Consider the following 12,737-nt stretch of genomic DNA (forward strand, 5'->3'; position numbering starts at 1 on the left):
AATGGAGGTGTTGCTCATGAAGTATTTTGACTTTAAGGACTTAATGTCTTTTGGCATGTTCTTTCTGGCACTGCTGACATTCGTCTTAATGACGTGTCGCTAAATACAAAAATCCTTCCCTGTACTTTGGCCGGTTGGGAAGGTTTTTGCTTTTCTAATTAGCCAACCACCCTGTGGCGATTGCCTTTTTTATTATATTATACTTACTGTTAAAATATTACAAAAATAGGAATTTTTGCAAAAAATAAGGATGATTGCAGCATAGAATATAGGTAGGCGTCTGGATATGGCGGGATTAGAGGAAAAACATAAGGCGAGTATGTTCCCTTTTGAATACAAAGGTTTGTATGTTATTTTGCTGCGTGAATTATCACTAATCAATATTCAAGTGTGAAAATTGTTTTTATTTCTTTTTAAGTATCTTCTGATCCCCCGCATAGCCAAACAACAAGCCTAATGATAGGCCAAGGGCAAGATTATCAAATAGTAATCCAAATATCAATCCTAAGCTCATACCAATAGCTAATCCAGAGTGTGGTAATTTGTTTTTATTATTTTCAGTCATATTCTCTTCCTTCCTGTTCATTATAAATATCTTATATCAATAATGGTAACAAGTATATAGGTATTTTAATGAAAAAGGGCAGTGGTAGATTGAGAAAATAAGTTATAAACCAGAACGATGATCGATAAGCTTATACCGGATCAGGATAACGCTGCGAAATTCTTAGGCTACTTATGTTCCTTAAATACCCAGGTGATGATAAGCGAAGAGCAAAATTTAGCTCTTATTTTTTTTGATAAACTTTACAATCAAAACAACGACTGTAATCAATAATAAATAATTGATTGCTTAAAAAATATAATCAATTATTTCCATTTTTAACTCCTCCTTGATGGTAGCTGAATTACAGCTGCATTATCGGATGTACTTATCATTAATAAACAGTGCACGTTTATAATTTCTATTATATTTATAAAGATAGCTAGTAAATGTTGTTTCATTGACAAAGGCGGATATCCGGTATTTGAAAATCATGATTAATAAGGGAAAATTTGAATTATTATATTGCAATATTTTCTATCAGTATGGGTTTAGGGATCTGGTATGCATTTATCCAACAACCACACTCCATTAGTATCGGAAAGATTAGAATTATAAGTGTTAAGATTATACGATAAAGCATAAAAATAAGAATATTTATTGTATATAGTTACTAAAATTTGACAAAAAAATGAAAATGAACTATTTTATTACCAATTTCATCCGATATAATTTATGAATAACAAGGGGGAAGGCAGAAGTATGAAGCGTTCAGGATTAGTAAAGGTAGCAATAGGAATTTTAGCATTTTTGGTTATTGCTTTTTTGACTGTATTTTTTTTGATCTCCAGTGCATTAAAGGGTTTCAAAATCCAGGTAATGGATTTTGACCAGGAGTTAAATTTAAGAAAACCGGTACAGGTGAAAACGGAACCGGCCATTTTGTTTCTTGGAAACAGTATGACATATTTTAATGATCTTCCGACGGTATTTTTAAATTTAAGCCGGAGCGGAGGATTCGCCGCGGAGGTATATGAATTGACGGAAGGTTCATACCGTCTTGAATATTTTGCGGATGAAACGGATGAAGTCGGGGAACAGGCGTGTGATGCACTGAACAATTATGATTGGGATTATGTGATTTTGCAGGAACAAAGCGGTATTTCTACAATGGGAGCAGAAGAGCACATGTATCCTGCCGCAAGAACGCTTGACAGTATGGTCCGGAAAGCAAATGGCGAATCGGTGTTTCTTATGACGTGGGCTTATAAAGAGGGCTTTTCTTTACCCTTATTAGGAATGGAGTTCAATAATACAAGAGAAGAAATGCAGACTCAAATGGCTCAAAACTATATGAGCATTGCCTCTGAACTGGATGCGCTGCTGGCACCGGCTGGTATTGCATTTATGCGGTGTTCTTCCGATTATCCGGAAATTGAACTCTGGGATGAAGACGGAAATCACCCGTCACAGGCGGGGACATATCTGGCTGCATGTGTTTTGTATCAGGTGTTATACGATCAGTCACCCGGTGAACTTGGCTACACAGCTGATCTGGATAGGCAGACAGCTTCGAAGCTTCAGCTGGTTGCCGCGGGTATCAAATAACGGGACCCGGGTTTCTGTTCTATATAAATATTACCATGTTTTGGAGGACATAAGTATGAAAAAGAAATGGAATGTAATGATTGACGGCAAAGAGCATGAGATTGCTTTTAAACCTGGCGCCTTTCGTGGAAAGAAGGTCGTGGATGGTGTTTCTACGCCTATTAAAAGTACAAGCCTGTTTATCCGGGTATTTGATGAACCGATCGAGTTAGAGGGAAAAACACTTCATCTTACGGCAATCGGTTCCAAAGTGGATTTGGCTGTGGATGATGTTTACTTAAATTCAAAAAAACCATACGTACCGCTTAATGAAATACCCCGCTGGGCATATGGATTCACAGCTGCCATTATCATAATCGGCTGGATTCTAAGCGGTCTTTTCGGAATATTAGTTGGTACCATGGGAGGCGTGTTTGTTATTAAAAGATCGATTTCTCCAAAGCTTAAGAGCCCGATGCCTTCTTGCCTGGGCGTATCAGTGCTGTGCGTTGTCATACAGTTTTTATTCTTGTTCATGAGAATTGCGGTAGCTTTATAGGTATTCTTAAAACCTGATTCAAAGTAAAACGAATACAAAAAGCATTAACTATCAACCTTGAGTTGGTAGTTTTTTCTTTTCTTAAAGCTGGGATAAATTGAAAAAGTCATCAAAGGAGAACCGTGAGCAATATCCCCATGAAGGAGAGTAGCCGGCAAGATGGGAGGAATCCTGCCGGCTGTATGAAAAAAGTTTATCTAAAAGGATATTACCTGTAACAAGTATTAATATATCGGTCGGTTATGTAGAAAAGTTGTGGAAGATGTGAACAGTTTGTGAAAGAGGCGGTTCCTTTCACCAGGGACAATCCCGGGTTTATATTCATATTTTTATCCTAATGAATCATGAGTATATACATGAATTTTCAAATAATTCACAATCTCAGGATTGAAGGCTGATTTTCATGACCTGGATCAGAATGGCAGAATGGCAGGATGGCAACGGCACCGATGAAACGGAATCCAAATGAAAATGGGGCACTGTAATACCCGTAAATGTCAGTGTAAGAAAAGAAGAAATTTTTTGGAAACTTACAAACCGCAAACTTGCGTTCCCTGCCCCATATATGATACAATCGATCAGTTGATGCATGTTTTCATTAAGATGAATTTATTTGGAGGAATTTTAATATGAGGTTACGTCATATACCAGGCTCGGAGGAGGAAATCGCGGGCAGCCCCTATGTTGTTCAGAATCCTATTGAGAAAAAGGGCTGCTGGAAGGAAGTGTTTGGCAATGAAAATCCCATAGAGATAGAAGTTGGAATGGGAAAGGGCCGTTTTATCATGGAACTGGCTGCCATTCATCCGGAAATCAATTATATTGGTATTGAGAGGTATCCCAGTGTCCTTTTAAGAGGCTTACAAAAAAGGGCTCAGATGGAACTTGATAATATATTCTTTATGTGTGTGGATGCAAAAAATCTGGCCGATATATTTGCTCCGGGAGAGGTTCAGAAGGTCTACTTAAACTTTTCCGATCCCTGGCCCAAGGACCGCCATGCAAAGCGCAGGCTTACATCAGAGGATTTTATGGCGGTTTATGACCAGATTTTAAAGCCTGATGGTGCTGTGGAATTTAAAACTGACAACAGGGGTCTGTTTGATTATTCCCTGGAAGCAATCCCGAGAGCTGGGTGGCAGGTTAAGGAATTCACCTATGACCTTCATCATAATCAGATGGGAGAGGGTAATGTGATGACTGAGTATGAAGAGAAGTTTTCCTCTCAGGGGAACCCTATTTATAAATTGATCGCAGGAAGAAAATAATGTTTTTAAAAACCGGCATCAGGATTTAATAACCGTGATGCCGGTTTTGCATATAATAAAGCAAAAGCGGATGCGGGAGCAGCAGTTATGGGAATGAAAGACAAGGTTACAAGCAAGCTTCTTCAGGCGACCAGTGATAAAACGGAATTAAATAAGAAAATGCTGTCTTGGAACAAATCTTTTGTAGAAGTGAACAAAACATTAGGCGGAAATGCACAAAAAAATAAGAATAATAAATAAATTCGAAAAAGTTGTAAATTTTTTGTAAAAAAGGTGTTGACTTTTGTAGGATACAGTTATATAATTACACACGTGCTCAAGACGAGAGCACAGTAAAAGAAAAACAAAAGACATGCGCCTTTAGCTCAGTTGGTAGAGCAGTAGACTCTTAATCTATTTGTCCGGGGTTCGAGCCCCCGAAGGCGCACGAAAAAAGTTCCGGTTTTGCAGACAGAGAGCTGCGGGGTTGGGGCTTTTATTTTGTCTGGATTTATGTGGGTTGCCCTGCCATAGGGCTTCTGGGCTTTGATGCGGTTGCCATAATAGCCAGTGCATTTGCAGCCCTCCTGTTAAATAAAGTCTGGAATCTGTGGAAAATGTTGACCGGCAATTGAGCCGGTGGAAAAAGAATATACAATTAATGCCGCTTCATAATAAATGATGATTATTTATTAGTCATGAATCATTTATTATGAAGCGGCTTTTTAATTATTAATATTTAAACTGGTCCATAAAGCTGTTTAAAATCCGGGATTGGTTGGAGTGTACCACGCTGGTGGCTGTGCTCACCTCTACTGCAGCAGAATTGGTTTGTAATAGGTCTCTCTAAATTATTTCTTATAATTGTACGTGATATTTGCCAAACAAACGAGATAATCGGTACCATTTTTTGATAAATATGTTAGCATATAAACATCTGATAACTGTTGTTTCAAAAAAGGTGAGGAGGTAGTTTATGAGAAAGAGAATGATAGTTATGTTATTGGCAGGTATTATGTGTCTGGGAATGACCGCCTGTCAGAAAAAGCAGGTTTTAGATCCAACCACAGGCGGAAGCTTGGATGGGGCGGTAGAAAAAGAGGCAATTTCTACTGATTCAGGCGGCAAGCTAATTATCTATACGTCACTCAAAGAATCTATGATATCCCAGTTAGTCAAGGACTTTATGGCTAAAAATCCGGATATTTCCACAGATTATCAGTCTGCAGGAGCGGGGAAGCTTATGGCTAAAATTGCTACCGAGCGGGAGAGCGGCCAGATTATGGCAGATGTAATATGGACAAGTGAGGTGCCGGATTTCTTCAGCATGAAGCAGGAAGGAATTCTCATGCAGTATAAGCCGGCCGGAGCAGATCAGGTACTCAACCCGTTAGAAGATACTGAGGATTACTTTATACCGGCTCGGTTGGGGACTCTTGGTATCGCTTATAATACTTCCTTTGTCAAGAATCCTCCCAAAGCATGGTCGGATCTGTGCGGGCCTGATTTTAAGGATGCTTTTGCCATTGCAAATCCATCTCAATCCGGTACCTCATATGTAAGTGTGGCGATGCTTGAATCACAATTTACCGATAAAATTTTTAAAGATCTGCGCTCCAATGGAGCTTTGGTGGGGCAGGGGTCCGGTCAGGTAGTGGATGACACGTCTTCCGGTGAAATATATGGCTGCCTGGCCGTGGATTACATAACTTTTGATAAAGTAAACAGCGGGGCTACACTTGCTATGGCGTATCCAGAGGAAATGCTGGTTATTCCAAGCCCTATAGCCATCTTCAAGGATACCAAAAAACCTGATGCTGCCAAACGATTCGTTGATTATATGATTACCGAAGATGCACAGGCAATCATAGCAGAAAATGGGACGCTGCCCGTGTTGTCTACAGTTAAAGTTCCGGAGAAATATAATATTCCTCCGGCTGATGAAGCATTGAAGCGGGGAATCAAGGTAGATTATCAGAAGATGATGATTGAGAAAGAAGCAAGGGTGGATGCATTCTTAAAAATCATGCAGGGAAATTGATTTTGTCATTCATTGGAAAGGAAGTGAGAAAGGTTGGCTTCTATTAGACTTCAAAATATTTTCAAGGCCTATGAGAAACATCAGATCCACCGTGATTTAAACCTGACAATCAATGATGGGGAGTGTTTCACACTCCTGGGGCCGTCGGGATGCGGAAAAAGTGTGCTTATGCGCATGATAGCTGGCTTTGAGGCTCCTGATAAAGGGAAGATTTATATTGGTGACCGCCTTGTGGCTGATGGGGAAAGCGGTACGCTCATTTCACCGGATCAAAGGGATTTGGGCGTGGTATTCCAGGAATATGCCGTATGGCCGCATATGACAGTATTTGATAACATTGCCTATCCGCTGAAAATCAAGAAAGAAAGTAAGGCGGAAATAGACAGAAAGGTTATGCATATTGTGGATACCGTGAACTTAAACGGCCTCGAAAAGAGACTGCCATCTCAATTGTCAGGAGGCCAGCAGCAGAGAGTTGCTCTTGGCAGAGCGCTGGTTGCCGATTCTTCCCTGTTGCTCTTAGATGAGCCCTTAAATAATCTGGATGCTAATTTGAGGGAAGAAATGCGCTTTGAGATAAAAGATCTGCAAAAGAAATTTGGCATTACTATATTTTATGTTACTCATGACCAGGAGATCGCCATGGCGATCTCCGACAGGATAGCCATAATGGATAAAGAAGGTGCCGTCATACAAGTGGGCGAGCCTGCAGAAGTGTTTGAGCATCCGGTTAATGATTACGTGTTTGAATTTCTGGGGGTGTCAAGTTTCCTTCCGGTCAGAAGGGATGGGGAAGATTATTTCTGCGGAAATGAAAGGATTTATATGGAGGCTTCCGGTATTCCGGAGACTAAAGATTGTTATGCCGCCTTTCGCCCTACAGATGTGAGTATTTCACGTTTTGGGGAAGGAACGAGGGGGAAGGTCTTAAGGTCCAGCTTTCTTGGCGCAGACTTGGATTATCTGATAGAAATAGGCGGACATACCATTCGTGCGCAAATGAACGCTTATGAGGCATCCGAGAAGAGTCTGCTATTGCAGGAAGGAGATGAATGTGTGATTCATCTGTACGGAGTCAATCTGTTTGACGCAAATAAAGGGAAAGGGGTGTAAGGTATGAACCATCAATCTGCCGCTGCAAGGAAAGGCCGGTTTTCTGTCACGACGTTGATTCTTGCTTTATCGATTGCAATATTAGTGATTTTCGTCGCTTTCCCCGTACTCCTAATATTGGTGACTGCCCTATTTGGAACGGATGGTTTTAATATAAAAGATATTAAAACCATATTATCTGATCCGCAAACGTATCGGGCTTTGTCCAATTCACTTATTATAGCAAGCGGTACAACATTTTTTTCCACAATTGTAGGTACCTTTTTTGCCTGGTTGGTAACAAGGACGGATTTACCGTTAAAGAAATATATGAAGCTGATGTTTTTGGTGCCTTTTATGTTTCCGTCTTTTATAGGGGCTTTGGCGTGGAAAATGCTGCTAAATCCCCGTTCCGGTTATGTAAATCGTTTCTTTATGAATGTACTTGGTTTTGACGGTTCGGTTTTTAATGTGTATTCATTCCTGGGAATGATGCTGGTTGAAACGATGTACCTGTTTCCATTTGTTTTTATACAGGTATCCGGTGCGTTAGAGAGAATGGATCCGACTCTGGAGGAATCCGCCCGTATCTCAGGTGCAGGGCTGTTTACGATCACCCGAAAAATCACACTGCCTCTGGTGCTGCCCAGTGTAATATCGGGATCGTTGCTTATTATGCTGTATTCCATGGCCCATTTTGGAACCGTGGCTGTACTGGGTGTCCGCAATGGCATTTATAACATTCCTACGCTTATATATGAGAAAATTAATGCCAGCGCAGGAAGCTTTGATTCCATTCGCACGGGTACCATTCTCGCTTCCATTCTTATTATTGTGGCAGCATTGATCCTATGGCTGCAAAATAAAGTGGTCTCAGGAGGAAAATATCAAATCATTTCGGGCAAAAGCTTCCGCCCGGTTGAGATGAAGCTGAGAGGGCTGCGCTGGCCGCTCTTTGTCCTATGTGTGATATATATATTAATTACAATCGTGCTTCCCACAGTAATCATATTTCTTGTGGGAGGGCTTAAAACCTATGGTCTGCCGTTCACTGCGGAGAATTTAAGTCTGGACAATTACAAATATGTACTTTTTGAATGGGAAATGACCAAAGATTCTATTTTTAACAGCGTTGTCCTTGGCTTCAGTGCTGCTGTTATTACCATGTTTGCAGGCGTCATTATATCTTATGTATTGGTAAAAATGAAAGTAAGAGGCAAATGGATTCTTCAGTTTCTCGGTATGCTGCCGTTTTCAGTGCCAGGTTCTGTCATTGCGCTGGGTGTCATACTTACGTGGAGCGGTAAATTCGGGATCAATATATATAATACGGTATGGATCATATTGGTTGCATATATTGCACGATACATGGCATTTTCTCTTAAGTCCAATTCCGCCGCATTGTCTCAGATCCACGATTCTCTCATAGAAGCGGCCAGGGCTTCCGGGGCAACGATGGGCAGGGCTCTTTTAGACATCGTTCTTCCGCTTGCAAGGCCCGGCATGATATCGGCGTTCTTTTTGATATTCCTGCCCTCTCTTCGTGAACTTACGGTATCTGTTATGTTATATTCGCCTGCGACCAGAACACTGGGGGTTGCCATATACACGCTGAATGAAGATGGTGATACCGTCCGTGCCGCAGCTCTTGCAGGCATAGCGTTGATCATCATTGTGATAGGTCAAGTGTTTATTAAAACGGTACTCGAGCGGAACCAGCCAGCGAGTTAAAGGAGGTGTCACATGTCTTATGTACGATTGGCGGGCGTCACTAAAAAGTTTGGTAATGTGACCGCCGTATCAAATTTGAATCTTGAAATAAAGAAAGGGGAATCCTTTTCCATGCTGGGGCCTTCCGGCTGCGGCAAGACGACCACTCTTCGGATGATCGCCGGCTTTGAAGATCTGGATGAGGGAGAAATATTCGTCGGCGACCGTCTCTTAAGTTCCAGAAAAAAGGGTTTTTATTTACCCCCTGAGAAGCGTAACTTCGGAATGGTATTTCAGGCATTTGCCATATGGCCCCATATGTCTGTTTATGAAAATGTTGCATTTCCGTTGAGGATTAAAAAGCTCTCTTCTGCTGAAGTGGAGAAGCGCACGAAAAATGCCCTTGAGCATACAAATCTTTCTGACAGTGCAAAAATCAGCCCTATGGATTTGTCAGGCGGCGGCAAGCAGCGTGTGGCGCTTGCAAGAGCACTGGCTATAAATCCCGATGTAATGCTATTAGATGAACCCCTCAGCAGCCTGGATCCTCATTTGCGTGAGGAAATGCGCTTTGAGATCAAAGACTTACAGAAAGAATATGGTTTCGCGGTTATTTATGTGACACATGATCAGTCGGAGGCGATGGCGCTTTCAGACAGGATTCTGGTAATGAAAAACGGTGTGGTGCAGCAGATTGACTCACCCATGAAAGTATACCATGAGCCTGTGAACCGTTTTGTATTCAGCTTTATTGGTTTATCAAATTTCATTGATGCATATGTATCGGAGGGCCTGGTAAAAGCAGGGGAAGGAGAATTTATCAAATACTCATCAGCTCCTAAAACTGAGATCATAAAGGGCGGTCGGGTTGTTCTGGCCACCAGACCTTCGGAAATAAATTTTATATCGGAAGGCGGGGTGCCAGGCATTGTTAAGAGGAAATCCTTTTTGGGTGAAATGATAGATTATTGTGTAGATGTAGAAGGGACTGAGATCCGGGTACAAAAGGGGCGCCGGGTGCAGGGGCCAAACGAGGGAGAAATTTGTCATATGGATTTTTTGCATCCTCACTGGTATGAGCCGGAGAATCCTTCTTAAAGATACATCTGATTTTCAGGCGGAGTCCCTGTGGGAATCCGCCTGATATTATCGACAAATTATGGTGCATATGTTAAGATTATGCACAGGTGATGTATGATGGAAGAAACCAACATGGTTTTTAAAAGGTGGTTCGCTCATTTGCTTTTTCTTTCAGTTTTGGCATCGGCTGTGGTCATGATTTATCTGATTAATCCACTGCCTAATTTAAAAAGGTCCGAATCCGGTGAAAAGGAAGAATTAGTTGTTTATTCTTCTGAACGCACGGAGTTTATGGATTGTGTCCTCTCTCTATTTGAAGAAAAGTATAATATACCGGTTAAGCTGGTTACAGGAGAAAATGAGGAACTGATAACAACACTAAAGGATGGTAAAGGTATGCCTTCTGCTGATGTTCTGATGGGAGTGTCGCCTTTAGAACTGTATGGGAATGAGGCTCTTTTTCAGAGATATGTTTCCAGGAATCATCAATACATATCAGTTTCATATCAACAGGAAAATGATTTTTCTACGGTCTATCTTCTCTCTGGAAATTGCATCGTTGTAAATAAAACTCTGGCAAGGGATATTGATATTACAGGTTATACCGACTTATTAAAGCCCGAACTGTCCGGCAGGATCGCGATGTCTGATCCCTATTATTCAATGATGGGATTTTCTCATATGATAAACATACTTGAAATTACAGGGGGAAGTAACAACGAAACTGCATGGGATTTTTATAAATCTTTCCTGGAACAGTCCAAGGTGCAGATGTCTGCGGAAGAAGTATATTCAGGCGTGGCAAAAGGGAAGTATGTGGCTGGTCTGGCCTATGACGAGGTTTGCGCAGGCCTGATTAAGGAGGGCGCTGATATTGCGATTGTTTATCCTGTGGAAGGCAGTCTGTTCATGACAAAAAATGCTGCCATTTTAAATGATGCGTCTCATCTTGAGTATGCGGAACTTTTTATAGATTTCCTGATCAGTAAGGATATGCAGGATATATTTGGTACGGTTCTGACTGCGAGACCGGTCAGGATCGTTGCACAGATCAGTGGTTATTTAAGCAGCAAAGATTCTATTCCTTCTGTATTGCCAGATTTTGAATCTTATAGTAAAAGCAAAACTGAATTAAAAAAAAGATATAGGGAATCTCTGTTTGAGGTATCAGAAAATGAGTAAGGAGATAGAGGCATCAAGATACGTTTCATTTCAGGACAGGCTGCAGAAACTTGTTTACCGCCGCATATTTGTGATCGTAACTGTATGCGCACTGTTGTTTGCTATTGGGATATCGTTGATTCCTCTCATGACCTCCTATAAAAATGCAGATAAAAATTTGTTGATTTACAGGAATGCATTTGATAACGTTTACAGGCGGGCCGCTTCTTTTATCACCAGCAAAGAGACAAATGAATTATGTAAAATTGCAATCCAGAATGAAGATGAGGCCGCAATTTTATCCTATCCTTTGTACGAATTAAATGCCTCCTGGACAATGGAGGCGAATCTAATCGTAAGCGATATCGATAAAACAATTGCATATAGCAGTTTTCATTACACTGATTTTAATATGCATAAGAGCAGTTTTAACCGGGCAGTTTGTGATGAGCTGGTTTCCTGTAAGGATGGCGAGCCATATATCAGCGTATATTATATAAAGGGAGAAAAGTCCGAGCTTGTTATTTCTTATCCGGTTTTTGATGAGGGACATATTATTGGATTTATGAGTCTGTACTTATCAGGCGTGAGCTGGGAACATCAGCTGGCGAAGGCAAATTTTGACGGCGTAATTACGGATTCTCTTGGCAGGGTGATTTATACCAACCGCCAGAATATTACCTTAGGGAAGCGAAAATTTTATCCGGAGAAGACAAGGGGAATTATTACCTGGGAAGATGGGCGCTATATCATAACCACCGGTATGTATGGTGAAAAAATAATCATTTATTCCCTGGTGTACTTCCCGAAAAGCTACGCCCTTTATTTTCTGACGGGAGCGATCATATTGCTTATGGGGGCGAGCTTGTTGCAGCTGACTATGGGGATGTCACAGGCAATGGCTTCTGAAAATGCATATGCAGTGAAGAAGTTGGTGAGCGAAATAAATATTATCTCGGGTGGTGCTTCAGACCATAGAATTTCCATGGATACAGGCGATGAGTTTGCAGTGGTGGGTGAGCATATCAATCGTATGCTTGACAGCATACAGGCGCTTAACGCACGCAATATGGAATTGCTGAATTTGAAAAAACAGGCGGAAATCAATCAGCTTACCGCTCAGATCAATCCCCACTTTTTGTATAATACGTTGGAAAATCTACGCAATGCATTTATCTTTGATACAGAGGCGGCAGACAGTATTATATTAAACCTTACCCGCATCCTGCGATACAGTATTGATTGTACGGAAGAAGAAGTGTTTTTGAGTAGAGATCTGGAGTATTTGGAAAGTTATTTGAAAATTCAAAAGTACCGTTATGGAGATAGACTGTTCTATGAAATTGAACCCGAGACCAGTTGCCTTGATTGCCGGCTGCCGAAACTCATACTATTAACACTGGTGGAGAACTCTATTAAGCATGGCTTTATAAATCGGCAGAAATTGCATATATGGGTGGATGGCTATACGCAGGGCGAGGTGTTGTATCTGTCCGTAACAGATGATGGAAGCGGAATGACTCAGGAGGAGGTCGAGAGATTGAATGCTGGTCTGCTATCAGAGGGGCCGGACCCTGAGCACAGGGGGCTTAAGAATATTGCGAGAAGGCTGTATTTAAAGTATAGCGGAGAAAGCGGTATCCTGATAAGGAGATTGGAAAACGAGGGACTTCAGATTGTGGTGAAGGTGCAGGCAGGAGTAAAGGACTGTTGATT

General features: G+C 41.2%; 11 protein-coding genes and 1 tRNA gene. 11 read left to right on the top strand and 1 reads right to left on the bottom strand.

What is annotated here, in order from left to right; genetic code table 11:
• Positions 1-403 precede the first annotated feature (403 nt).
• Positions 404-565 carry a hypothetical protein gene (locus tag RT269_RS21475; RefSeq protein ID WP_313185689.1) on the bottom strand — a complete coding sequence of 54 codons (162 nt, stop codon included), beginning with the start codon at positions 563-565 and terminating at the stop codon, positions 404-406.
• 741 nt (positions 566-1,306) lie between these two features.
• Here RT269_RS21475 and RT269_RS21480 point away from each other — a divergent pair.
• From RT269_RS21480 to RT269_RS21530, 11 genes are all read left to right on the top strand, one after another.
• The gene (locus RT269_RS21480) at positions 1,307-2,152 is read left to right on the top strand and encodes a DUF4886 domain-containing protein (protein WP_313185691.1); all 846 of its coding nucleotides are present in this window, start codon (positions 1,307-1,309) and stop codon (positions 2,150-2,152) included.
• A gap of 55 nt (positions 2,153-2,207) precedes the next feature.
• Positions 2,208-2,690 (top strand): hypothetical protein, encoded by a 483-nt coding sequence (locus RT269_RS21485; RefSeq protein ID WP_313185692.1) that lies wholly within the window; start codon positions 2,208-2,210, stop codon positions 2,688-2,690.
• Positions 2,691-3,319: 629 nt separating this feature from the next.
• Entirely contained in the window at positions 3,320-3,958 is a 639-nt protein-coding gene (trmB, locus tag RT269_RS21490) for a tRNA (guanosine(46)-N7)-methyltransferase TrmB (protein ID WP_313185695.1), read from the top strand.
• Between the two features lie 87 nt (positions 3,959-4,045).
• Positions 4,046-4,198 (top strand): hypothetical protein, encoded by a 153-nt coding sequence (locus RT269_RS21495; protein WP_166433213.1) that lies wholly within the window; start codon positions 4,046-4,048, stop codon positions 4,196-4,198.
• 114 nt (positions 4,199-4,312) lie between these two features.
• Positions 4,313-4,385 (top strand) — tRNA-Lys (locus RT269_RS21500).
• 528 nt (positions 4,386-4,913) lie between these two features.
• Entirely contained in the window at positions 4,914-5,978 is a 1,065-nt protein-coding gene (locus tag RT269_RS21505) for an ABC transporter substrate-binding protein (protein ID WP_313185696.1), read from the top strand.
• Between the two features lie 33 nt (positions 5,979-6,011).
• On the top strand, positions 6,012-7,091 hold the full coding sequence (locus RT269_RS21510; protein WP_313185697.1) for an ABC transporter ATP-binding protein: 1,080 nt from the start codon (positions 6,012-6,014) through the stop codon (positions 7,089-7,091).
• A gap of 3 nt (positions 7,092-7,094) precedes the next feature.
• On the top strand, positions 7,095-8,801 hold the full coding sequence (locus tag RT269_RS21515) for an ABC transporter permease (RefSeq protein WP_313185698.1): 1,707 nt from the start codon (positions 7,095-7,097) through the stop codon (positions 8,799-8,801).
• 12 nt (positions 8,802-8,813) lie between these two features.
• Positions 8,814-9,878 carry an ABC transporter ATP-binding protein gene (locus RT269_RS21520; RefSeq protein ID WP_313185699.1) on the top strand — a complete coding sequence of 355 codons (1,065 nt, stop codon included), beginning with the start codon at positions 8,814-8,816 and terminating at the stop codon, positions 9,876-9,878.
• Positions 9,879-9,992: 114 nt separating this feature from the next.
• The gene (locus RT269_RS21525; RefSeq protein ID WP_313185700.1) at positions 9,993-11,042 is read left to right on the top strand and encodes an extracellular solute-binding protein; all 1,050 of its coding nucleotides are present in this window, start codon (positions 9,993-9,995) and stop codon (positions 11,040-11,042) included.
• A complete protein-coding gene (locus tag RT269_RS21530) occupies positions 11,035-12,735 on the top strand; it encodes a sensor histidine kinase (protein WP_313185701.1) in 1,701 nt (566 codons plus the stop codon). Before RT269_RS21525 ends, RT269_RS21530 begins: the two co-directional genes overlap by 8 nt.
• The last annotated feature ends 2 nt before the right edge of the window (positions 12,736-12,737 follow it).

The sequence above is a fragment of the Lacrimispora sp. genome, assembly GCF_032078915.1.
Classification (GTDB): domain Bacteria; phylum Bacillota; class Clostridia; order Lachnospirales; family Lachnospiraceae; genus Lacrimispora.